The organism is Micromonospora echinospora (genome assembly GCF_014203425.1).
In the GTDB taxonomy this organism is placed as follows: Bacteria; Actinomycetota; Actinomycetes; order Mycobacteriales; family Micromonosporaceae; genus Micromonospora; species Micromonospora echinospora_A.
This window is the reverse complement of sequence record NZ_JACHJC010000001.1, coordinates 6,902,552-6,925,563: the sequence shown is the minus strand read 5'-3', so window position 1 is coordinate 6,925,563 and position 23,012 is coordinate 6,902,552. Positions and strand designations below refer to the sequence as shown.

Sequence of the window (23,012 nt, the reverse complement as noted above, 5' to 3'; positions counted from 1 at the left end):
AGTGAAACAGGGCAACCCGGAGCCGCCACCCCGGGAGAGCACGGCGACGGGACGGGCCGGCAGGATGAACCAGCCCGTACCGGCGGCGGTTGGGCGCCCCCGCCGAACGGCTGGTCCCGTGGCGCTCCGGCGCCCGGCGGCTGGCCCTACGGCGATCTCGGCGGCTGGGCCGCCTCCTCGCCACGGCACGGTGACCTGCCGGCTCCGCTACCCGGCCAACCGGAGCCGAGCCCGGTGAACGGCCGCCACGTCAACGGCGTACATCACGCCGGGGAGGAGTCGCGCGTGACCCGCCAGGCGCCGGTCAGTGCCCCGCCGGCGGACGAGCCGCCCCGGCAGAGCGACGGCGAGCGGCTGGCCGTACCGGCCCCGCGACCGGCGCCCGCGGTCGAGCAGCAGGTCAGCCCGGCGGACGCCGCCGGGTCCCGGCACGCCGCCGACGACCCGGCCGCCGCGCCGCGCTGGGCCGAGAGCGGTCCCGCCTCCGCGCCCCCGGCCCTGCAGGTACCGCCGGTCGGCGCCGCCGCCTCCGGCTTCGAGGTGCCACCGGGTTTCCACGCGCCGAACACCGAGTCCACCCCGTCGCTCTCCCGTGGCTGGGCCGACCGGCCACCGGCCGAGCCGTCCACCGACACGGCCGGCCGTTCTGCGCAGCCCGCGGGCGACGTCCGTCCACCGGACGGGCCCCCGAGCCCCGCCGAGCCCCGGGCCGCCGCCGACTCCCGGGAGCCGGTCGCGGACGACCCGGGCGCCGGCGAACCGGACTGGTCCGGACCGTCCTGGAACCGCCCGAGCTGGGGCGACGGCTGGGCCCCGCCGTGGGCCCGCACCGACGAGCCACCGGCGCGCCGGGCCGCAGAGCCCGCCGACCGGCGCGAGCGGGAGGACGACACCACCGGCCGCCGCGCGGGCCATGACGACCGCGCGGGCCATGACGACCGCGCGAGCTGGGACGACCGTGCGGGCCATGACGACCGCGCGAGCTGGGATGACCGTGCGGCCCGCGACGAGCGCGCGGCCGAGTGGGCGCCCGAGCCGGTGCGGCCGTACATGCCGGCCCGCGTCGAGCCGCCGTCCGGCTACGAGCCGCCCCGGCCCGAGCCGGTACGGCCGTACGAGCCGCTGCGCGCCGAGCCGGCCGCCGGACCGGAACCGACCCGGCCGTACGCGCCGGAGCCGCCGCGCCCGTACGAGTCCGAGCCGGGGCGTCAGCACGAGCCGGGCGCCGGTCCGGAGCAGGCGCGTGAGGCGACCCGGCCGTTCCGGCTGGCCCGGGGTGACGCCGAGCCGCCGCAGGGGTACGAGCGACCCTCGTGGGCCGGACCGCCGGTGCCGGTCACGCCGGTGAACCCGGGCGCCGGTCCCGAGCCGGCGAGCGCGCCACCCGCGCCGGCCGGCGGGTACACCCCGACGTTCCCCGGGTACCCCGCCGCACCCGCCGGGCCGCCGCCCACCGCCGCCCCCGTCGCCAACCCCGCGACCCGGGCCACCGGTGAGCCCGCCGACGGTCCCCGGCAGCCGCCGGCCGCCCCCGCCCGGCCGATCTCGGGCGTTCCGGCGCAGCCGATCTCCGGCGTCCCGGCCCGGCCGATCTCGGGCGTTCCGGCGCAGCCGATCTCCGGCGTCCCGGCCCGGCCGATCTCGGGCGTTCCGGCGCAGCCGATCTCCGGCGTCCCGGCCCGGCCGATCTCGGGCGTCCCGGCCCAGCCCACCTCCGGCGCGCCGGCCCGGCCGATCTCCGGCGCCCCCGCCACGAGCGGCGCGGCGCACGCCGACCGCACCACCGCGCCCCAGCCGGCGAGCGCGCCTCCCTACGCCGCCCGCCGGTCCGCGCCCGAACCGGTACCGGCCGCCGACGCGGCCGCCGAGCCCCGACCGGAGGAGCCGGCCCCCGTGGTGCTGCCGCAGCGCGTCCCCGCCGAGCCCGACGTGCCAGTCGTGCCGGAGCCGCCGGCAGTGGAACCGTCCGCCGAGACCCCCGAACTCGCCCGCATCGCCACCCACCTGCGCCGGGACGACGAGCCCGCGCCGCTGCGTGAGCGTCCGGAGGGCTTCGACGTCAACGCGATCCTGGACGCGGTCCGCGAGGTGGCCGGCGTACGCGACGCCGCGCTGCGCCGTACCCCGGCCGGCGCGCACAGCCTCCGGCTCGACCTGGCCGACGGCGCGGACCCGGCCGAGGTCAGCCGCCTGGTGGCCCGGCTGCTCCAGGAACGGATGGGCCTCGCCGCGGCGCCGCAGAACCTGCCCGGCGCGCAGGGCGCGCCGCCGCCGGCCCAGCTGCGCCGGCGGTCGGCCCGACTGGACCGCGCCGGTGAGGCACGCGCGGGCGAGGGCCGGTCGCCCGGGCCGATTCACGCCCGCGCCCTGCCGGACGAGACGTGGACGGCAGCGCCCGCGCCCCGCAACGGTGACGAGCCCGGACCGGCCGGGGACGAGACGCCGGCGCGTACCGGTGTGGTGCGCCCGGCCGCGAACCGCTCCGGTGAGGGGCGGTTCGGCGGGACGGACCGCGCCGCGCGTCCGGCCGACGCCCCGGTCGACGGCGACGAGCCGCCGCGCCGCCGCCGGCAGGCCACCCACCGGGGCCGGGCCGCTGTCGACGAGACGTCGCTGGCTGCCGCGCCGACCGGCATGTCGACCGGCAGCCCGGTGACGCTCGGCACCTCGTACTCCGGCGGGCAGATGACCACGACGGAGACCGCGCCGTCGCGACCGCTCGACACCGGTGGCGCGCCGGGTCCCCGGGTGGTGATCGAGCACGTCCTGGTGAGCACGTTCGGCCTGGACGCCACCACGGAGGTCCGCCTGGTCGCGGGCGACCGGACGGCCGAGGGCCACGCGACCGGGCCGGCCGTCGACGGGTACGTGCTGCGGCTGTGCGCCGTGGCCGCGGCCGCCGCGGTGGACGAGCTGCTCGACCGGGGCGTCCCGGCCGGCGAGCACGGCCGGTGCTTCGTGGAGCACGCCGCCGTGGTGCCGTTCGGCAACTGCGAGGTGGCGACCGTGGTCGTGCTGCTGGTCTGCGACGGCTGGGTGGAGCAACTGGCCGGTTCGGCCCTGGTCGCCGGGGATCCCCGGCAGGCGGTCGTGCGGGCCACGCTGGCGGCGGTGAACCGGCGGCTGGAGGCGCTGCTCACCTGAACGGTGTGCGGTACGGCGCGGGCGGGGAAACTGGAGACATGAAACGCGCCGCACTCTGGCCGGAGCACAGCCTTCCCGCGCACGAGCTCCCGCCGCCCTGGCCCGGCCGGCACGTCCGGATCGACGGCACGCTTGTGCACGTCCGGGAGACCCCGGCCACCGGGCCCGGCGCGGAACCGGCGCTGTACGTGCACGGCCTCGGCGGGTCCGCGCAGAACTGGACCGACCTGGCCGGCCTGCTCGCCGGCCGGCTCGACGGCCAGGCGATCGACCTGCCCGGCTTCGGGCGCAGCGAGCCCGGACCGCGCTACACCATCCCGGCCTTCACCGAGCGGGTGATCCGCTGGATCGAGCACACCGACCGGGGGCCGGTGCACCTGTTCGGCAACTCGCTCGGCGGCGCGATCTCGGTCCGGGTGGCGGCGCTGCGCCCGGACCTGGTCCGCACGCTCACCCTGATCTCGCCGGCCCTGCCGTTCCTGGACTTCCGGCGTTCGTTGCAGGGGCGGATGCTTCCACTGCTGGCGATCCCCCAGGGCGAGCGGCTGGCTGCCTGGCGGCTGGCCCAGTTCACTCCCGAGGTGACGGCGCAGCAGGTGATGGAGGCGTGCGTGGCGGACCTGACCCGGATCAGCGAGCAGCGCCGGCAGGAGGCGATCGACGAGATCCGGGTCCGGTACGAGGCCGCGCACTATGCCGCCGCGTACGTGCGTACCTTCCGGGGCCTGGTCGGCAGTTTCCTGCGCTCGTACCTGCCGGGGGAGGGCGCGCTCTGGCGGCAGGCGGCGGCGGTGCGGGCGCCGACGCTGGTGGTGGGCGGACGGCAGGACCGCCTGGTCGACGTCCGGGTGGCGCCGCAGGCGGCCCGCGTGATCCCGGACAGCCGGTTGCTGATGCTCGACGGCGTCGGGCACGTGGCGCAGCTTGAGGTCCCGCGGACGGTGGCGCGGGCGGTGCTGGGACTGCTCGGCGAGACGCCGTCGTCGCCGGAGGCCGGTGCGGGGGAGAGCGGAACGGGGCGCGACATGGCAGGCTGAGCCGGATGCCCAGCTCACGCCCTCCCCGCACCGCCCGGTCCCGGGCCGCCGCTCGTCCTGCCTGGCGCTCGGCCCTCGTGGTGTGCGCCTTCCTCGCCGTCGCCGCGGTCGGCGTCGGCGCGGCGCTGCAACTGCCGTCGGCGGGGGCGGGGACGCGGGTCACCGACGGGTTCGTCGCCCAGCCTCCGGCGCCCGCGAGGGCGCCGTCGTCGGCGCCGAGCGTCGCCCCGCCGCCTCCGGTGACGCCCAGTTCCCCGGCGCCGCCGGTGCTGACGCTGTCCGACCCGGGGCCGGCAAAAGGGCGGGGCAGCTTCGGCTACGACGACCGGCCCGGCGGGGTGCTGGGCCGCTCCGGGACGCTTCAGCGGTACCGGGTGGCGGTCGAGAACGGCTCGGGCGAGCAGGTCCGCGACTTCGGCGAGGCGGTGCAGCGGGCCCTGGCGGGCCCGGGGAGCTGGGTGGACGGCGGCCGGCTGCGGTTGCAGCGGGTCGGGCCGGGCAGCGGGTACGACTTCACGATCCACCTGGCGACCCGGGAGACCGCGCGGCGGTTGTGCGGCGCGGGCGGGATCGACATCCGCGTGGGCGGCGTGCCGTACACGTCCTGCCGGGTGCCGGGCAAGGTGGTGATCAACCTGGACCGGTGGCGGACCTCCGCGCCGCATCTGGTCGCCGCCGGGATGACGCTCGACGACTACCGGCTCTACGTGATCAATCACGAGGTGGGCCACCAGCTCGGGCACCGGCATGAGGGGTGTCCGAGGGCGGGGCGGGCCGCGCCGGTGATGCAGCAGCAGACGCTCTTCCTCAACGGCTGCCGCCCGAACCCCTGGCCCTACGTGGGCGGGAAGCGGTACGCCGGGCCGAGCCTGTGATGCGCCGGTTGTGAAGAAGATTCGCGGCATAGGCGGCAAAAGCAGCTAAATGCCCGAATTGCATGGCACGCTGATGTCATGACGTCGTCGTCCCCTTACGACATGCCTGCCGAGCCGCGCCGCCGACCGCCGCCCGGTCACCCGGCCGAGCGGCCCACCCTGCGCCGCATGCGACGTCGTCGCCGCCGTTCGGTGCTGCTGCTGGCGATGCTGCTGGCCGCCGGCAGCGGAGCGGTCGGCGTCACCCGGCTGAACGCCCCCGGGCCCGGCGGGACGTCGCTCGCGGCCGAGCCGTCGCTCGCCCGCGGCGCCGCCGAGGCCGACGTCCCGGCCGCGCCGCCGACCGGCTACCCCACCGCCGGGCCCGGCACGTTCGCCGTGGCCCAGGGGCGATCCCCGGTACGCGGACACGACGGGCCGCTGACCCGCTACCGGGTCGAGGTCGAGCACGGTACGGGGCAGGACGCCGACCGCTTCGCCACCACCGTGGACGCGGTGCTCGGCGACCCGCGCAGCTGGATCGCGTCGGGGGAACTGCGGGTGCAGCGGGTGCCCGAGGTGGCCGCCGCCGACTTCACCGTCTACCTCGCCACCCCGGTCACCTCCGAGCGGATGTGCGCCGAGGGCGGCCTGCGCACCGACCGGTACACCTCCTGCCGGCTGCCCGGCCGGGTCGTGCTGAACCTGGCCCGGTGGATGACGGCGGTGCCCGACTACGGCGCCCCGCTGGAGGTCTACCGGACGTACGTGATCAACCACGAGGTCGGGCACGAGTTCGGTGAGCTGCACCAGGCATGCCCGGCGCCCGGCGCGCCCGCCCCGGTGATGCAGCAGCAGACGTACGGGCTGGACGGCTGCCTGCCGAACGCCTGGCCATACGTCGACGGGGCCCGATACTCCGGCGAGCCCACCGACGGCGTCTGAGTTATTCCCGGTCCCGCAGTTCGGGCCGAGTGTCCCTCATCATGGCCGATCCCCGTCCGGGCGAGCGACAATGGCGCGGTCACACCGCCGATCCCGGGGAGTCCACCGTGTCGTTGCCCCCGCTCGTCGAACCCGCCGCCGAGCTGACCGTAGACGAGATCCGCCGCTACTCGCGCCACCTGATCATCCCGGACGTCGGGGTGGAGGGGCAGAAGCGGCTGAAGAACGCCCGGGTGCTCTGTGTCGGCGCCGGCGGCCTCGGCTCGCCGGCCCTGCTGTACCTCGCCGCGGCCGGTGTCGGCACGCTCGGCATCATCGACTTCGACACCGTCGACGAGTCGAACCTTCAGCGCCAGGTCATCCACGGCGTCTCCGACGTGGGCCGCTCCAAGGCCGAGTCCGCCGCCGCGTCGATCCGCGAGATCAACCCACTGGTCAACGTGGAGATCCACAACACCGCGCTGGACCGGGAGAACGTCCGGGACATCTTCTCCCGGTACGACCTGATCGTCGACGGCACCGACAACTTCGCCACCCGGTACATGGTCAACGACGCCGCGGTGCTGCTCGGCAAGCCGTACGTCTGGGGTTCGATCTACCGCTTCGACGGCCAGGCGTCGGTGTTCTGGGCCGAGCACGGCCCCTGCTACCGCTGCCTCTACCCGGAGCCCCCGCCGCCCGGCATGGTTCCCTCCTGCGCCGAGGGCGGCGTGCTCGGCGTGCTCTGCGCGTCCATCGGGTCGATCCAGGTCAACGAGGCGATCAAGCTGCTCGCCGGGATCGGTGAGCCGCTGGTCGGCCGGCTGATGGTCTACGACGCCCTGGAGATGAGCTACCGCAAGATCAAGGTCCGCAAGGACCCGAACTGCGTGCTCTGCGGCGAGAACGCGACCCTCACCGACCTCATGGAGGACTACGAGGACTTCTGCGGCGCGGTCTCCGACGAGGCGCAGGAGGCGGTGGTCGACTCGACCATCACCGCGCTGGAGCTGAAGGACTGGCAGGACTCGGGCAAGGACGTCTTCCTCGTCGACGTCCGCGAGCCCGCCGAGTACGAGATCGTCCGCATCCCCGGCTCGACGCTCATCCCCAAGGGCGAGATCCTCTCCGGCGAGGCGCTGGCGAAGTTCCCGCAGGACCGGCAGATCGTGCTGCACTGCAAGTCCGGCGTCCGCTCGGCCGAGGCGCTCGCCGCGCTGAAGGCGGCCGGCTTCACCGACGCCGTGCACGTCCAGGGCGGTGTGCTCTCCTGGGTCAAGCAGATCGACCCGTCCCTGCCGTCGTACTGAGTCACGTCGATGGGCCCGCCCGGTTCCCGGGCGGGCCCATCGTGCTTTCCGTGCCCCGTGGCGTGGACAAACGCCTGGTCGCCCGACCCGCAGGTGGATGGCCTCGGCGACCGGTGGGCGGTACCGGCCCTGACCGAGCTACCGAGGCGTAACCTCGGCCGCGCCAGTACCGTCAGGGCCGTGGTGGACTTGGACGCGGCGATCGGATTCGTCGTCGCACACGGAGACGCGGTGGACCGCGCCCGTCTCTCCCGGCTGCGCACCGGCGCTCCGGTGCCGCCCGGCCTGCTCGACGCCGCCGAGTCCGGGAAGGCGCCCGGTGGCGGCTGGCCCGCCGTGCTCGACGGCGAAGTCGCCTCGATCGACGCGACCTGCTTCCGCCTGGCCGAACTGGACGACCTCGGCGCGCTCGGCCGGCCGGCGGCCCGGCACGCGCTGGACTGGCTCGCCGCCCGGCAACTGCCCGACGGTGGCTGGGACGAGGACCCGTCACTGGCCGGCCTCGCCCCCGAATGGGCCACCCCGGGCGATCCGGAGGCCCGGCTCTATCAGACCGCGAACGCCGGGTTCTGGCTCACGGTGGCCGGGCTGGACGCCCGGGCCGCCGGGCCGCTGGACCACCGGGTCGGCGGCGCGTACGCCGGTGTGGTGCAGGCGGCCGCGCAGGCGCTCGCCGCCCAGCTCGCGCCGGACGGGAGCTGGCCGTCCTTCCTGCCCGCCGGCTGGCTCGCCGCCGCGGTGCTGCACCGCCAGCAGATGTACTACGAGTCGGCGCGCATCCAGGCGGTGCTGGCCGACCGGATCCCGCAGATGTCCCCGGCCGACGTGGCCTGGCTCGCCGCCACGCTGCGTCGGGTCGACGTGGGCGAGGAGCAGTGGCTGCTGGTCTCCGCACGCAGGCGGCTCGCCGAGACCCAGCGCAGCGACGGCGGCTGGGACAGCGACGACGGGCACCAGTTCGACGTGCACACCACGCTGCGGGCGATCCGTGCGTGCCGCCCGAACGCGCCCGAGGCCCCGGTGTCCGGCGCGCCGTTCTTGGCGCCGCGGCCCGCCGAGCTGCCCTCGCCGCCTGCGGTGCCGGCCCCGCGCCCGCGCCGGCTCCCCGGATCGGCGTCTCCGCCGCCCGCCTCCACCCCTGCGTCGCCCGCGCCTCCGCCGCCCGCGCCCGCGTCTCCGCCGTCCGCCGCCGCGCCTCCACCGTTCGCCTCCATGCCTCCGCCGTCCGCGCCCACCGCCGCGCCTGCGCCCGCCCCCGCGCCTCCGCTGCCCGCCCCGGGCCGCCCCGCCCTGACTCGCCCGCTGACGGGCCCGGCCGGGGCATCGGCCGCGTCGGCGAGTCCCGACCCCGACCCGTCGTCCCGCCGGGACCCCGAGCCTTCGTCCGGCCGCGGCCCCGAATCGTCGGCGGGCTTCGGCCCTGACCTGCCGTCCGGTCGCGGCACTGACACGTCAGCCGGACCGGGGATCGCGCCCGCGCTGTCGGTGGGGACGGACGGCGCGCCGAACTCGTTTCCGGCCCAGGGCCTCGGGCCTCACATGTGGTTCCGTCCGGACGTCGGGTCGATGCCGCGTCTGGTTCGGGGGCAGAGCCTGATCCGTCGGCCGGCCCTGTGATGTCGGCCGGTCCGGACGGTGGGCCGGGTCCGTGGTCCGCCTGGGTCGTCACGCCCGATCTGCTCCCCGACGAGGGCACCGGGCCTGCTGGGCAGCCGGTGCCGGACCTGGCACCCGGCCCGGTGCTGCCCGGCCTGCCTCCGGCGGTTGCGGTGCCACCAGCCGCCCCGGTGTCCCGAGGGCTGCCTCCGCTGGTCATGCCACCGGCGCCCACGGCCCCGGCGCTGCCGCAGCCCGGCACCACCCCACCGGTCGACCCCGCCGCACCGGCAGACGGTGATCCACTCCAGCTCGCGTAGCCCGGCTAGCCGATGATCAACACCAGTTCGGGGAGGTGGCGGCATCGGAAGCACCGGGATGCCGCCACTTCCCCGTGCTGGCGAGCCGCCCGACCAGTTCGGGGAGGTGGCGGTATCGGAGGCGCTGGGATGGCACCACTTCCCCGTGCTGGCGAGCCGCCCGACCAGTTCGGCGAGGTGACGGCATCAGAAGCCAGCTGATCAGCGCAGGTGGCCGTCCCCGGTCACCACGTACTTGGTGCTGGTCAGCTCCGGCAGGCCCATCGGGCCGCGCGCGTGCAGCTTCTGCGTCGAGATGCCGATCTCCGCGCCGAACCCGAACTCGCCGCCGTCGGTGAACCGGGTCGACGCGTTGACCATGACCGCTGCGGAGTCCACCCGGGCCACGAACTCTCGGGCCGCGCGCTGCGAGTCGGTGACGATCGCCTCGGTGTGCCCGGTGCCGTACCGGCGGATGTGCGCGACCGCCGCGTCGAGCGAGTCGACCACGGCGACGGAGATGTCGGCGGAGAGGTACTCGGTGCCGAAGTCCTCCTCGGTGGCCGGGACCACGGCGGCGGAGTGGGCGGCGACCTCGGGCGTGCCGTGCACTGTCACCCCGGCGTCGGCGAACGCGGCGAGCACCGCCGGCAGGAAGGCGTCCGCGACGTCGCGGTGCACCAGCAGCGACTCCGCGGTGTTGCAGGTGGACAGGCGCTGGGTCTTGGCGTTCAGCGTGACGGCCAGCGCCTTGCCGAGGTCGGCGGCGGCATCGACGTACACGTGGCAGTTGCCCACCCCGGTCTCGATCACCGGCACGGTCGACTCCTCGACCACGGCGCGGATCAGCGACGCCCCGCCGCGCGGGATCAGCACGTCGACCAGGCCGCGGGCGCGCATCAGCTCCTTCACCGAGTCGCGGGTGCTGGAGTCGAGCAGCTGCACCGCGTCCGCCGGCAGCCCGGCGCCGGCGACCGCGTCGCGCAGCACCGCCACCAGCGCCGCGTTGGAGTGCGCGGCCGACGAGGAGCCGCGCAGCAGCGCCGCGTTGCCGGACTTCAGGCAGATCCCGGCGGCGTCGACAGTCACGTTCGGCCGGCCCTCGTAGACGATGCCGACGACCCCGAACGGCACCCGGATCTGGCGCAGCTCCAGGCCGTTGGGCAGCGTCGAGCCGCGTACCACCTCGCCGACCGGGTCGGGCAGCGCGGCCATCTGGCGCAGCGCGTCGGCGATGGCGGCCACCCGGCCCTCGTCGAGCGCGAGGCGGTCCAGCACGGCCGCGGACAGCCCGGCGTCGCGCCCGGCCGCCAGGTCCGCCGCGTTCGCCGCGAGAACCTCGGGGGTACGCGCCACGAGCGCGTCGGCCATCGCGTGCAGCGCGGCGTCCTTGACGGTACGGGTGGCAGTGGCCAGGGCTTCCGCCGCGTCCCGGGCTCGCCGGGCCTGCTCGACGACGCTCATCGTGCGTACTCCTTCGGAGGTGTTTTAAGGAGGGGCCCCTTATTAACAGACGGGTGTTAAGAAGGGGCCCTTGCTTACAGCAGGACCAGGTCGTCGCGGTGGACGACCTCACGTTCGTACGCCGGGCCGAGCGCCGCGGCGAGTTCGGAGGTGGACCGGCCGAGCAGGCCGGGCAGCTCCACCGCGTCGTAGTTGACCAGCCCTCGGGCCACCGGCGCGCCCGCGGTGTCGACCAGGTCGACCGGGTCCCCGGCGGTGAACGCGCCGTCGACGGCGGTGATGCCGGCGGGCAGCAGCGACTTGCGGCGGCCGACCACCGCCTGCACCGCGCCCGGGTCGAGGTGCAGGCGGCCCCGGGGCGCGGTGGCGTGCGCGAGCCAGAACAGGCGCGCGGCGGGACGGCGGCTGCTCGGGTGGAAGTACGTGCCGACCGGCTCGCCCGCCAGCGCCGGCCCGGCCAGCGGCGCGGCGGTGAGCACCACCGGGATGCCGAAGCCGGTGGCGATCCGGGCCGCCTCGACCTTCGTCACCATGCCGCCGGTGCCCACCCCGGCCCGGCCGGCCCCGCCGATGTCCACGCCCGCGAGGTCGCCCTCGCCGTGCACCTCGGTGATGCGGGTGCTGCCAGGGCGGGCCGGGTTGCCGGTCCAGAGCGCGTCGACGTCGGAGAGCAGCACCAGCAGGTCGGCGTCGACGAGCGCGGCGACGAGCGCGGCGAGGCGGTCGTTGTCGCCGAACCGGATCTCCTCGGTCGCCACCGTGTCGTTTTCGTTGACGATCGGCACGGCGTGCAGGTCGAGCAGCTTGCGCAGCGTCCGGTACGCGTTGCGGTAGTGCGCGCGCCGGGTCACGTCGTCCACGGTGAGCAGCACCTGCCCGACGGTGCGGCCGTGCCGGGCGAACGCGGCCGCGTACCGTCCGATCAGCAGGCCCTGGCCGACGCTGGCGGCGGCCTGCTGGGTGGCCAGGTCGCGCGGGCGCCGGGGCAGCCGCAGCGGGGCGAGCCCGGCGGCGATCGCGCCGGAGGAGACCAGCACCACCTCGCGTCCGGCGGCGGTCAGCTCGCCGAGCGTGTCGACGAGCGCGTCGACCCGGGCGTCGTCCAGGCCGCCGGTCGCGGTGGTCAGCGAGGACGAACCGATCTTGACGACGATCCGGCGGGCCGAGGTGACTGCTTCACGCACCCGACCATTCTGCGCGCTGCGGTCTGTGACGCCGCGGCGCGTTCCCATATCGTGGCAGCTCGTGACACCTGACGAGTACGTCGAGGCGGTGCTGGCACTTGTCGAGCGGATCCCGCCGGGGCGCGCGATGTCGTACGGGGCGGTGGCCGACGCGCTCGCCGACCGCTCGGGACGGGCGTCGCCGCGGCTGGTCGGCTCGATCATGGCGCGGCACGGGGGTGGCGTGCCCTGGCACCGGGTGGTGAACTCGGCCGGCCGGCTGCCGCCGGGTCACGAGCGCAAGGCCCGGGAGCGGTTACTCGCCGAGGGGTGCCCGCTGCGCGGGGACCGGGTGGACCTCGCGGCGGCGTCGTGGTCGCCGGACGAGGGGATGTGACGCGGGCCATAACGTGAGTAGCATTCGGCTCCATGACAGCTTCGGGCCTGCCCCGCCGGGTGCACCTCGGGTACGCGCTGGGTTCCCTGGTCACCGGCGCGTTCGGCACCGTGCCCGGGCTGCTCCTGCTGCCGTACCTCACCGACACGCTCGGCGTCGCCGCCGGGCTGGCCGCACTGCTGGTGCTCCTGCCGAAGGCGTGGGACGTGCTGGTCAACCCGGTCGCCGGGCGGATCTCCGACCGGACCCGCTCCCGCTGGGGCGCCCGCCGGCCGTACCTGCTCGTCGGCGGGCTGGCGCTCGCGGTGCTGTTCGCGTCGATCTTCGCCGCGCCGTTCGCGAGCGGTCCGGGCGCGGCCGCGTACGTGGCGCTGGCGTTCCTGGCCACCGCCACCGCGTTCGCGTTCTTCCAGGTGCCGTACGTGGCCATGCCGGCCGAGTTGACCGCCGACCCGGCGGAGCGTACCCGGATGATGACCTGGCGGATCGCGGTGCTGGCGCTGGCCATCCTGGTCTCCGGGGCGGTGGCCCCGGCGGTGGTGACCGCCGGCGGCGACGGCGTCCCAGGTCACCGGTGGATGGGCCTGTTCGTCGCCGCGCTCATCGTCGTCGGCACGGTCGGCGTCTTCCTCGGCACCCGGTCCGCGCCGTCGGGGACGGTCGGGGAGAGCGAGCCGAGCCTGCGCGCCCAGCTCGCGGTCGCCACCCGCAACCGGCCGTTCCGGGTGCTGCTGATCTGCTTCGTGATCCAGTCCGCCGGGGTGGCCACCGTGCTGGCCGGGGTGAAGTACTTCGCCGGCCAGGTGCTGCGCGAGCCGGACAGCGGCCCCACGCTGCTGTTCGCCTGCTTCGTCGCGCCCGCGCTGCTGGTCATGCCGCTGTGGTCGCGGGCCGGCGCCCGGCTCGGCAAGCGGGCATCGCTCGTCGCCGCGTCGCTGATCTTCGCGGTGGGCGCGCTCACCCTGGTCGCCGCGCCCGCGCTGCCCGCCGCCGGGGCGTACGCGGTGGTCGCGGTGATCGGCGTCGGGTACGCGGGCCAGCAGGTGTTCGCGCTGGCCATGCTGCCGGACTGCATCGCGTACGACACAGTGCGCACCGGGCGGCGGCAGGCCGGGGTGTTCACCGGGCTGTGGACCGCAGGGGAGACGTTCGGGCTGGCGCTGGGGCCGGGCATCTACGGGCTGGTGCTCCAGCTCTCCGGTTACGTCTCCTCGTCCACCGGTACCGCTGCCGTCCAGTCCGACACGGCACGTCTCGGCGTCCTGCTCGGCTTCACCGTGCTGCCCGCGCTGCTGGTGGCGATCCCGCTGGTGCTGCTGCGCGGCTACACCCTGACCCCGGCACAGCTGGCCACCGCCCCGGACGCCACCGCGCCTGGGACCACAGCGTCCGAGGCCGACGGCGCCGCCCCGACCGCGCGGGCGTGAGCACCGCACTGTCCGCCCGGCCCGTCCAGGAGAGGAACCACCCGATGACCGACACGGCAGGCGCCGGCGCGCTGCCCGCACAGGGGATGCCCGCGGCGGACGTACTCGACGAGATCCGCGTGCTGCGGGACGCCGACCGGCCGACGCACGGCGGGCGACTGTTCGCGTACGTCTACGACCCGGGCGTGAGCGGCCTGGACGAGCTGGCGCAGGCCGCGTACGGGCAGAGCGCCCACGTCAACGGCCTCGACCCGACCGCGTTCCCGTCGCTGCTGGCGATGGAGAACGCGCTCGTCGGCGCCGCCGCCCGGCTGCTCGGCGGCGGCCCCGGCACCGGCGCGCCGGACGTGGTCGGCAGCGTCACCGGCGGCGGCACCGAGTCGCTGCTGCTCGCCGTCAAGGCAGCCCGGGACGCCCGCCCCGATCTGACCGAGCCACGGATCGTGGCGCCGGCCAGCGCGCACGCCGCGTTCGCCAAGGCGGCGCACTACCTGCGGGTCACGCTCGACACGGTGCCGCTCGACCCGGTGACGCTGCGCCCGGACGTCGCAGCGGTGGCCGCCGCGATCCGCCCGGAGACCGTGCTGGTGGTCGCGTCCGCCCCGTCGTACGCGCACGGGGTGGTCGACCCGGTCGCGGAGATCGCCGCCGTCGCCGAGGCGGCCGGGGTGCGATGCCACGTGGACGCCTGCTTCGGCGGTTGGACGCTGCCCTGGCTGCGCCGGCTCGGCGCACCGGTGCCGCCGTTCGACTTCGCCGTGCCGGGGGTCACCTCGATCTCGGTGGACCTGCACAAGTACGCGTACGCGCCGAAGGGCGTCTCGGTGCTGCTACACCGCGATCCGGCGCTGCGCGCCCCGCAGTTCTTCGCGTACGCCGACTGGCCCGGGTACACGATGGTCAACCCGGTGATCGCCTCGACCCGCTCCGGTGGGCCGATCGCTGCCGCGTACGCCACGCTGCGCCACCTCGGCGAGGACGGCTACCTGCGGCTGGCCGCCGCTACCCGGGACGCGGTCGCCGGGCTCGCCGACGCGATCCGGGCCACCCCGGGCCTGCGGCTGATGACCGAACCGGAGACCACTGTCGTCTGCTTCACCGCCGACGACCCCGGGCTCGACCTGTTCGTGCTGGTCGACGAGCTGACCGCGCGTGGCTGGCACACCCAGCCCCAGCTCACGTACGCCGATCTGCCGGCCAGCGTGCACCTCACGGTGACCGCGGCGGTGGCGCCCCGGGTGGCCGAGTTCGGCCCGGCGCTGGCCGAGGCGGTCGCGGCGGCGCGTGCCGCCGGACCGGTCGTGCTGCCGCCGGAGCTGCTGGCGCTGGCCGGCAGCCTCACCCCGGAGTCGCTCACCCCGGATCTGGTGGCCGGGCTGGCGGACGGGCTCGGCCTGGCCGGCGGCGCCGGTGTGCCGGACCGGATGGCGGTGGTCAACACGCTGCTCGACGCCGCGCCGGCCCGGCTGCGGGAGCGGCTGCTCGCCGAGTTCGTCGGGTTGCTCCAGCGCCCGGCCTGGTGACGTGGACGCGGCCCGCCCGGAGACCGGGCGGGCCGCGCCGTCAGGTGCCTCAGCCGGCCGCGCTGACGCTGAACGTCGTGGTGTTGTCCGCCGGGTCGACGTCCCCGACCGGCTCGTTCACGTAGACGGCCTCGACGGTGAACGTGCCGCTGCCCAGCGCGCCGGCCGGCGTTCCGGCCGGGGCCCGCAGGACGACGTCGAACGTGCGCTCCTCGCCGGGCATGAACCGGCCACCCGGGACGTCGAACGAGTCCGGGAAGCTGGGCATGTCCTGCGGGTCGGTGCTCCACACCTCGACTCCGGCGGGCAGGACCGCCCGCGCGGCGAGCCGGAACGACGGCGCGTCGTTGCCGTAGCGCACGGTCACCGGCATCCGGCCCAGCAGGCGCCCGTCGGCCTGGCGGGTCAGCGTCACGTCGCCACCGCTGACGGTCAGATCCGTATCGGTGGCCTGCCGGTAGACGCGCGGAGCGCGGACGCTGCCCGAGGTGGACCGGAACACGGTCGGGAAGGAGTCGCGGTCCGACACCCGGGTGCCGCCGCCCGGCACCACCGCGATCGCGCCGCCCAGCGTGAGCATCGGGTAGGCGCGCGCGGTGGTCCAGACCTGGAAGTTGAGCCGGAGGGCCCGGCTGTCGCCCGCCGCGACCCGGCCGCCGAAGCTGCCGATGACCCGGCGGTTGTCCACCAGATCCTCGGTGAACCACGGCGTGCCGTCGTCCAGGCCGATGAACGAGGCCCCGGCCGGCTCGGTGATGAGCAGGTCGGCGACGCCGTCGGCCCGGCCCCGGTTGCTGATCGTCGCGGTCAGCGTGCCGACGTACCCCCGGTCGGTGGGCGTCAGCACCAGCGGCCCGGTGTCGACGGTCAGCCGTGCCGCCGCGGTGCCGCTCGTGGCGGCAGCGGGGGTGGCCAGCGCGAACAGGGCTGCTGCCCCGGCGAGCAGCGCGGTCGCGACTCGTGCCGTGCGTGTGGTCATGACAGGTCCTCCGTGATCCCCGTGGTGGGCGGCGGTCGTTCCGTCCGCCCGACAGTGGTGACACCCGCCGGCGCCGGGGACCGTTGCGCGGGTTCCCTGTCGTGGGTACGACACCGGAACGCTGTGGTTGACTGTCTGCTCGGGGTTCGCGGACAGCGGGGAGGTCGGAGATGCAGCTGCCGGGCGTGCTCGGCGAGCCGATCCGGTTCGTGCTGAACTGGGGCCGCCGCTACTCGCTCTGGGTGTTCAACTTCGGCCTGGCCTGCTGCGCCATCGAGTTCATCGCGACCAGCATGGGCCGGCACGACTTCATGCGCCTCGGCGTGATCCCGTTCGCCCACGGCCCCCGGCAGGCCGACCTGATGGTGGTCAGCGGGACCGTCACCGACAAGATGGCCCCGGCCATCAAGCGGCTCTACGACCAGATGCCCGAGCCGAAGTACGTGATCTCGTTCGGCGCCTGCTCCAACTGCGGCGGCCCGTACTGGGACTCCTACTCGGTGACCAAGGGCGTCGACCAGCTCATTCCGGTCGACGTCTACGTGCCCGGCTGCCCGCCCCGCCCGGAGGCGCTGCTGCACGGCATCCTGCGCCTCCAGGAGAAGATCGCCGCCGAGCAGTCCGGCGTCGGCGGCGTGCCCCGCCCCGACGCGCTCGCCTCCCCGGCGGACGTCATCCCCCGGCCGGTCGAGGCGCTGACCGCGCCACCGGTACGTCCGCCGCTCGGCTGAGCCGTCAGGTGGCGCCGCCGGTCTAGCCTGCGGCTCATGACCGACTTCGCGGAGAAGCGCTCCGCCTTCATCATCGGCGTGCTGACCGAGGAGTTCGGCGCGTCCATGGCGATCGACCCGGCGGCGTTCCGCCGCAAGTTCCGCAAGATGGCGGCGTCACCGTTCGCGTTCTACCGGGGCAGCGCGGCGCTGTTCTACGCCGACCAGCGCGGCGACTTCGGCAGCGACCGGTTCCTCGACGAGCGGACCAGCCGGGTGTGGATCCACGGCGACCTGCACGCCGAGAATTTCGGCACCTACATGAACGCCTCCGGGCAGCTCGTGTTCAACGTCAACGACTTCGACGAGGCGTACGTCGGGCCGTTCACCTGGGACCTGAAGCGCCTCGCCGCGAGCGTGGCGCTGATCGGCTACGCCAAGGCCCTCTCCGACCGGGTGATCGGCGAGCTGGTCACCGGCTTCGCCCGGTCGTACCTGGCCGAGCTGCGGGCCATCGCGGCCGGCGGGGACGACGCGATCGGCTCGATCACGCTGGACAACGCCGACGGTGTGCTGCGCCGGGTGCTCCAGCAGGCGCGGCTGAACACCCGGGTGGACCTGCTCGCCGCGCAGACCACCGTCGACAACTACGAGCGCCGGTTCTCGCTCGCCGTCGGCGTGCACGAGATCGACGCCGCGACCCGGGAGAAGGTCTGCGCCGCGTTCGCCGACTACCTGCACACGCTGCCGGACTCGACCACCCGGATGCGCCCGGTGGCCACCGGCATCAAGGACGTGGTGCTGCGCAAGGGCGTCGGCATCGGCTCGGCCGGGCTGCCGTCGTACAACCTGCTGCTGGAGGGGCACACCCAGGCGCTGGAGAACGACGTCGTCATCTACATGAAGCAGGCGCAGGTGCCGGCCGTGGCGCGGTACGTCGACGACGAGCGCGTCCGGTCGTACTTCCGGCACCAGGGGCACCGCACCGCCGAGTCGCAGCGCGCGTTGCAGGCACACGCCGACCCGTGGCTGGGCTTCACCGAGCTGGACGGCGTCGGTCAGCTCGTCGCCGAGGTCTCCCCGTACGCGGCGGACCTCGACTGGGCCGACGTGAACGAGCCGGAGGAACTGGGCGGCGTGCTCGCCGACCTGGGACGTGCGGTGGCCCGGATGCACTCGGTGGCCGACGACGAGTCCAGCCACGACCTGGTCGACTACTCCACCGAGGAGGCGATAGTCGCCGCTGTCGACGCCGACCCGGACGGGTTCGTCGACTACCTGGTCGACTTCGCCCACCGGTACGGGATCCGGGCGCGCGAGGACCACCAGCTCTTCGTGGACCTGTTCCGCAACGGCCGGCTACCCGGCATCTGAGGGCGCGGGGCGCCGGCTGCGGCGCCCCGCCTCACTGCGTGAAGTCCAGCACCGCCTTGATGTCCTCGCCGGTGCGGGCGTACGCCTCCCGGTAGTCCAAGACCGGTACGCGGCGGGTGATCAGCGACGTCAGCCAGGACTGGTCCGCCTGGGCGAGCGCCTCGGCGGCCAGGTCCCAGTGCCGCCGGCCGGCGTTCACCGAACCGAACACCACGTTGTTCTCCAGCACCAGCTCCCGGTTGAGCGCCCCGGCGTCGAAGTTGATGGTCCGGCCGCCGCTGGACACGCCGGTCAGGCAGACGATCCCGGTGGGCGCGGCCTTGCACATGGCGTCCAGCACCACTGTGGGCGCGCCGGTGCACTCGATCACCACGTCCGGGCTCAGGTCCAGCTCGGTCACCGACGAGGTGTGGTACGTGGCGCCCAGCGCCCGGACCAGGTCCGGCTTCGGGCCTGAGGTGTTGCGGTCCAGCACGTGCACCGACAGCTCACGCTGGCTGCCGAGCAGCGCCGCGAGCAGACCGATCGGCCCCGCTCCGGTGATCAGCACGCTCTTCGGCTTCCACTCGGCGCGGAGCCCGATCCGCTCGATGTGGTCCCACGCCTTCGCCACCACGCTGGCCGGCTCCAGCAGCATGCCCACCGACGCGAGGGCCGGGTCCAGGCCGACCGCGAACTTGGGCTGCAGCCGCCAGCGCTCCCGGGCGAAACCGGCCAGCCCTTTGATGCCGTGCTCGGTGTACCGCCCGTTGCGGCACATGTCCCACTCGTCCACCGCGCAGTTCGCGCAGGGCACCGGATCGGGGTGGCGGACCACGCCCGCCACCAGGTCGCCGGGTTGCAGCGTGCCGGTCGGATCCTCCAGCACGCGGCCCAGCGACTCGTGCCCGAGCACCAGCCGCTCCTGGCCCGGCGGCGCCTCGCCGTACTCGCCCGCGACGATCTCGTGATCGGTGCCGCAGACGCCCACCGCCAGCGCCTCCACCAGGATCGCGCCCTCCTCGGGCGCCGGCTCGGGCCAGTCGTTGACCAGCCGCAGCGAGTCCGGGACACCGGGGGTCACAGTCACAGCGCGCACGTACCTCATCTTTCCGCGCGCTCCCGCCGCCCGTCCGGCAAAGCGACGATCCCGCCCGGGCGGCCCGACCCGGTCCGCAGCCGTCGGCCATAGGATCAGCGCATGACTCCGGAAGAGGTCGGCCGGCGGGTGGTCGAGCTGCTCGCGCCCGTGGAGGCCACCGCGTCGGTCTCCGGCGGCCAGGGGTACGCCCGCGCCACCGTCGACGTACCCCCGGCGAGCTGGGCGGACGCGGTGCGTGCGGCGCGCGACGACGCCGAGCTGGGTTTCGACTTCCTCGACTGGCTCTCCGCGGTGGACGAGCTGGCCGACGGCTTCGACGTGGTGCTGCACCTCTGGTCGGTCCGGGGCCGGCACGGGCTGCTGCTGCGCACCCGGGTCCCCCGCGACGCGCCCGTCGTCGCCTCGGTGGTCGACCTGTTCCCCGGCGCGGCCTGGCACGAGCGGGAGACCCACGAGATGTTCGGCATCGACTTCGCCGGCCACGGCGAGTTGCGGCCGCTGCTGCTGCCCCCGGAGTTCGAGGGGCACCCGCTGCGCAAGGAGTTCGTCCTGGCCTCCCGCGTCGCCAAGCCGTGGCCCGGCGCGAAGGAGCCGGGCGAGTCGGCGGCCGGCGGCGGACGACGGCCGGTCCGGCCGCCGGGCGTGCCGGCGCCGGGGGAGTGGGGCACCACGCCCACGCCGGCCGGTGCGGCGGGCGCCGGTGAGGGCCCTCGCGGGGGTACGCCGGCCCGCCCGGCCCGGGAGCGCCCGGCGCGGCCCGCTCCGGGGGAGCGTCCGGCGCGTGCTGCCCGTCCTTCGGCCGGTGAGGGCCCGGCGCAGCCCGCTTCCGGCGAGCGTCAGGCTCGGCCGGCTGCCGGCGCGGCCGGGCCCGCTTCCGGGGAGGCTCCGGAGACGCCCGTCGGCGGGGAGGCCGGGCCTGGGTCCGATGCTGCTCCGGCGGTCGATGAGGCGGGTCCGCTCGGTCGGCCGCTGCCAGGGGAACGGCCGACCGGTCCGCCCCGTCAGCAGCCGGACCCCGACGCGGCGGGGGAGAGCTGATGCCGGACTGGTTGGAGCTGATCCTGCGCGTAGCAGGGGTGCTCGTCGCGTTCCTCACGTTGCCGCTGATCGTCGGCCAGGCCGAGCACAAGGTGATGGCCCACATGCAGGGCCGGCTGGGCCCGATGTACGCGGGCGGCTTCCACGGCTGGGCGCAACTGGTGGCCGACGGCATCAAGTTCGTGCAGAAGGAGGACGTCACCCCGCGCGACGCGGACCGGCAGGTGTTCCGGCTGGCGCCCGCGGTGGCGCTGGTGCCGTATCTGCTGGTGCTGCTGGTGATCCCGCTCGGGCCGGGTGACCTGGTCGCCCAGCCGCTGGACATCGGTCTGTTCTTCGTGCTCGCAGTGGTGGGCGTCGGCGTGCTGGCCGTGCTCATGTCCGCGTGGGCGTCGGCCAACAAGTACAGCCTGCTCGGCGGGCTGCGCGGCGCCGCCCAGCTACTCGGCTACGAGCTGCCGCTGGTGCTGGCCGCCGCTTCGGTGGCGATGGCGGCGGGCACGCTCAACCTGTCCGGCATCGTCGAGGCGTGGCAGCCGTGGTGGCTGCTGTGGCAGGCGCCGGCCATGGTGATCTTCTTCGTGGCGGGGCTGGCGGAGATCCGCCGTCCCCCGTTCGACATGCCGGTGGCCGACTCCGAGCTGGTCTTCGGCTACATGACCGAGTACACCGGCCTGCGGTTCGCGTTCTTCCTGCTCGCCGAGTACGTCGGCATCGTGGTGATCGCGGCGCTGACCACTGTGCTGTTCCTCGGCGGCTGGCAGGGCCCGTTCGCCGACGCGCAGCTCGGCTGGCTGTGGACGCTGCTGAAGGTGTTCGCCGTCGCCTTCGTGATCATCTGGCTGCGGGTGAGCTACCCGAGGCTGCGCGAGGACCAGCTCCAGCGCCTCTGCTGGCTGGTCCTGGTCCCCCTGGCCCTGGCCCAGCTCGTCCTGACCGCCGCAGTCCGCCTGGCCCTCTGACCCCGCCCGCGCCCCCTCTCCCCGCTGATCTTGCACTTTCTGCCCCGGCAAAAGGCGCAATCTGCGCGGCTCCGGGGCCGGAAGTACAAGATCAACGAGGAGAGGGCGGGCGGGGCGGGTCAGGGGAGCGGGGTGTGGGCGGGGTCCACCCGCTCGGACGGGGGTGGGGGTGGCGGTGGGGTGCCGTTGCCGAAGGGGCGGCCGCCCAACTTTTCCCGGTCGTGCGGGGTGAGCCAGTTGCTCAGGTCGGGGCCGAGCGGCACGATCCCCGTCGGGTTGATGTCCAGGTGGACCTCGTAGTAGTGCCGCTTGATGTGGTCGAAGTCGACGGTGTCGCCGAACCCGGGCGTGGTGAACAGGTCCCGGGCGTACGCCCACAGCACCGGCATCTCGCTGAGCTTCTGCCGGTTGCACTTGAAGTGCCCGTGGTAGACCGGGTCGAAGCGGACGAGCGTGGTGAACAGCCGTACGTCCGCCTCGGTGATCGTGTCGCCGACCAGGTAGCGCTGCCCGGCCAGCCGCTCGCTCAGCCAGTCGAGCCGGTCGAACAGCCGGTGGTACGCCTTGTCGTACGCCTCCTGGCTGCCGGCGAAGCCGCACCGGTAGACGCCGTTGTTGACGTCCGCGAAGACGACAGCGTTCACCTCGTCGATCTCGGCGCGCAGCGGTTCCGGGTAGAGGTCCGGCGCGCCCGGCCGGTGGTGCTCCGTCCACTCGGTCGTCAGGTCCAGGCTCATCTGCGCGTAGTCGTTCGTCACCACCTGCCCGGTGGGCACGTCGACGAGCGCCGGCACGGTGATGCCGCGCTCGTAGCCGGGGAAGCGGGCGAAGTACGCGTCGGCCAGCCGCTCGATGCCGAGTACCGGGTCCTTGCCGTCCGGGTCCAGGTCGAACGTCCAGCTGCGCTTGTCGTGGGTGGGCCCGGCCACTGCCGTCGAGATGGCGTCCTCCAGCCCGAGCAGCCGCCGGACGATGATCAGCCGGTTCGCCCAGGGGCAGGCCCGGCTGACCGCGAGCCGGTACCGGCCCGGCTCCACCGGCCAGCCGTCCCGCCCGTCGGCGGTGATCCGGGTGGCGATGTAGCGCTGGTCCCGGGTGAACTCGCCACCCGGTTCCACGTACTTGCCGCCGGTTCGGTCCAGGACCTCGTCGTCGCTGCCGCCCACGCCCACCTCCGAGTTCGCTTTTCGCTCCCATCATGGTCGCTCGGGCGGCTCCCGGCAGGTCGAGCGCGTCACAAAGGGGCATAGGCTGCCCGCCGTGATCGATGTGGAGACGGCGGCCCGGCGTTTCGTCGCCGACGTGTGGAACGCCGGGCGCGAGGAGAGCGCGTACGAGCTGGTGGCAGCGGGTTGCCCGGGCCTGGGCGGCACCGGACCGGCGGCGATGCTGGCCTGGCACCGGGACCGGCGGGCGTCGTTCCCCGACCTGCGCTACAAGATCGTCGATGTGGTGGCCACCGGCACGCGGGTGGCGGTGCGCTGGCGGGCCGCCGGCACCCAGGCGGGCCAGTTCGGCCCGGTGCCGCCGACCGGCCGGGTGGTCAGCTACTCGGGCGCGACGTTCCTGCGCTTCGACGACGACGGGCGGATCGTGGACGTGTGGAGCGTCAACGAGCTGTTCCAGGTGCTCCAGCAGCTCGGCGTGGAGATGCTGCCTCCGCTCACACCCGGCGAGGCGTGATCCGGCCGCACGCCCGGGCCAAAGCGCCGGGTGGTGGTCGCGCGCGC

18 protein-coding genes and 1 pseudogene are annotated in these 23,012 nt (G+C 74.9%); 14 read left to right on the top strand and 5 right to left on the bottom strand.

Annotated elements, in window-relative coordinates; all coding sequences use genetic code 11:
* Positions 1 to 285: 285 nt before the first annotated feature.
* From FHU28_RS33175 to FHU28_RS33170, 6 genes and pseudogenes are all read left to right on the top strand, one after another.
* Complete coding sequence (locus FHU28_RS33175) at positions 286 to 3,144, top strand: hypothetical protein (protein WP_311773681.1); 2,859 nt, start codon at positions 286 to 288, stop codon at positions 3,142 to 3,144.
* A 38-nt stretch (positions 3,145 to 3,182) separates the two neighbouring features.
* Positions 3,183 to 4,181 carry an alpha/beta fold hydrolase gene (locus FHU28_RS31265; protein WP_184688707.1) on the top strand — a complete coding sequence of 333 codons (999 nt, stop codon included), beginning with the start codon at positions 3,183 to 3,185 and terminating at the stop codon, positions 4,179 to 4,181.
* Between the two features lie 5 nt (positions 4,182 to 4,186).
* A complete protein-coding gene (locus FHU28_RS31260) occupies positions 4,187 to 5,056 on the top strand; it encodes a DUF3152 domain-containing protein (RefSeq protein WP_116508771.1) in 870 nt (289 codons plus the stop codon).
* Positions 5,057 to 5,134: 78 nt separating this feature from the next.
* Positions 5,135 to 5,980 carry a DUF3152 domain-containing protein gene (locus tag FHU28_RS31255; RefSeq protein ID WP_184688705.1) on the top strand — a complete coding sequence of 282 codons (846 nt, stop codon included), beginning with the start codon at positions 5,135 to 5,137 and terminating at the stop codon, positions 5,978 to 5,980.
* A 41-nt stretch (positions 5,981 to 6,021) separates the two neighbouring features.
* Positions 6,022 to 7,269: an adenylyltransferase/sulfurtransferase MoeZ gene (gene moeZ / locus FHU28_RS31250; protein WP_184688702.1), complete on the top strand. Its 1,248-nt coding sequence runs from the start codon at positions 6,022 to 6,024 to the stop codon at positions 7,267 to 7,269.
* 129 nt (positions 7,270 to 7,398) lie between these two features.
* Positions 7,399 to 8,268: pseudogene (locus tag FHU28_RS33170) on the top strand (hypothetical protein); the annotation flags it as partial.
* 1,118 nt (positions 8,269 to 9,386) lie between these two features.
* Here FHU28_RS33170 and FHU28_RS31240 read toward each other — a convergent pair.
* Both FHU28_RS31240 and proB read right to left on the bottom strand, forming a co-directional pair.
* Positions 9,387 to 10,628: a glutamate-5-semialdehyde dehydrogenase gene (locus FHU28_RS31240; protein ID WP_184688699.1), complete on the bottom strand. Its 1,242-nt coding sequence runs from the start codon at positions 10,626 to 10,628 to the stop codon at positions 9,387 to 9,389.
* Between the two features lie 74 nt (positions 10,629 to 10,702).
* Positions 10,703 to 11,860, bottom strand: a complete 1,158-nt coding sequence (proB, locus tag FHU28_RS31235) for a glutamate 5-kinase (RefSeq protein ID WP_184688696.1) — start codon at positions 11,858 to 11,860, stop codon at positions 10,703 to 10,705.
* A gap of 13 nt (positions 11,861 to 11,873) precedes the next feature.
* Here proB and FHU28_RS31230 point away from each other — a divergent pair, with 13 nt between their 5' ends.
* From FHU28_RS31230 to FHU28_RS31220, 3 genes are read left to right on the top strand one after another with little or no spacing between them, the layout of a single operon-like run.
* A complete protein-coding gene (locus FHU28_RS31230) occupies positions 11,874 to 12,188 on the top strand; it encodes an MGMT family protein (RefSeq protein WP_073828986.1) in 315 nt (104 codons plus the stop codon).
* A 32-nt stretch (positions 12,189 to 12,220) separates the two neighbouring features.
* Positions 12,221 to 13,615, top strand: coding sequence for an MFS transporter (locus FHU28_RS31225; RefSeq protein WP_221453343.1), 1,395 nt, complete (start codon positions 12,221 to 12,223; stop codon positions 13,613 to 13,615).
* Between the two features lie 44 nt (positions 13,616 to 13,659).
* The gene (locus FHU28_RS31220) at positions 13,660 to 15,138 is read left to right on the top strand and encodes a pyridoxal phosphate-dependent decarboxylase family protein (protein WP_184688694.1); all 1,479 of its coding nucleotides are present in this window, start codon (positions 13,660 to 13,662) and stop codon (positions 15,136 to 15,138) included.
* Between the two features lie 49 nt (positions 15,139 to 15,187).
* Here the strand turns inward: FHU28_RS31220 and FHU28_RS31215 are convergent, their stop codons facing one another.
* Positions 15,188 to 16,117 (bottom strand): hypothetical protein, encoded by a 930-nt coding sequence (locus FHU28_RS31215; RefSeq protein WP_184688691.1) that lies wholly within the window; start codon positions 16,115 to 16,117, stop codon positions 15,188 to 15,190.
* A 170-nt stretch (positions 16,118 to 16,287) separates the two neighbouring features.
* Between FHU28_RS31215 and FHU28_RS31210 the strand changes: the two genes are divergently transcribed.
* Positions 16,288 to 16,848 carry an NADH-quinone oxidoreductase subunit B gene (locus tag FHU28_RS31210; protein ID WP_184688689.1) on the top strand — a complete coding sequence of 187 codons (561 nt, stop codon included), beginning with the start codon at positions 16,288 to 16,290 and terminating at the stop codon, positions 16,846 to 16,848.
* A 36-nt stretch (positions 16,849 to 16,884) separates the two neighbouring features.
* The gene (locus tag FHU28_RS31205) at positions 16,885 to 18,201 is read left to right on the top strand and encodes a DUF2252 domain-containing protein (protein WP_184688688.1); all 1,317 of its coding nucleotides are present in this window, start codon (positions 16,885 to 16,887) and stop codon (positions 18,199 to 18,201) included.
* A 31-nt stretch (positions 18,202 to 18,232) separates the two neighbouring features.
* Here the strand turns inward: FHU28_RS31205 and FHU28_RS31200 are convergent, their stop codons facing one another.
* A complete protein-coding gene (locus FHU28_RS31200) occupies positions 18,233 to 19,279 on the bottom strand; it encodes a glucose 1-dehydrogenase (protein ID WP_184688686.1) in 1,047 nt (348 codons plus the stop codon).
* Between the two features lie 102 nt (positions 19,280 to 19,381).
* Between FHU28_RS31200 and FHU28_RS33300 the strand changes: the two genes are divergently transcribed.
* Both FHU28_RS33300 and nuoH read left to right on the top strand, forming a co-directional pair.
* The gene (locus tag FHU28_RS33300; protein WP_184688684.1) at positions 19,382 to 20,320 is read left to right on the top strand and encodes an NADH-quinone oxidoreductase subunit C; all 939 of its coding nucleotides are present in this window, start codon (positions 19,382 to 19,384) and stop codon (positions 20,318 to 20,320) included.
* On the top strand, positions 20,320 to 21,282 hold the full coding sequence (gene nuoH / locus FHU28_RS31190; RefSeq protein WP_184688682.1) for an NADH-quinone oxidoreductase subunit NuoH: 963 nt from the start codon (positions 20,320 to 20,322) through the stop codon (positions 21,280 to 21,282). The genes FHU28_RS33300 and nuoH overlap by 1 nt, the downstream gene beginning before the upstream one ends.
* Positions 21,283 to 21,401: 119 nt before the next feature.
* Here nuoH and FHU28_RS31185 read toward each other — a convergent pair whose 3' ends face one another.
* Positions 21,402 to 22,448 (bottom strand): glutathione S-transferase family protein, encoded by a 1,047-nt coding sequence (locus tag FHU28_RS31185; RefSeq protein WP_376700854.1) that lies wholly within the window; start codon positions 22,446 to 22,448, stop codon positions 21,402 to 21,404.
* Between the two features lie 94 nt (positions 22,449 to 22,542).
* Between FHU28_RS31185 and FHU28_RS31180 the strand changes: the two genes are divergently transcribed.
* The gene (locus tag FHU28_RS31180; RefSeq protein WP_184688678.1) at positions 22,543 to 22,965 is read left to right on the top strand and encodes an ester cyclase; all 423 of its coding nucleotides are present in this window, start codon (positions 22,543 to 22,545) and stop codon (positions 22,963 to 22,965) included.
* The last annotated feature ends 47 nt before the right edge of the window (positions 22,966 to 23,012 follow it).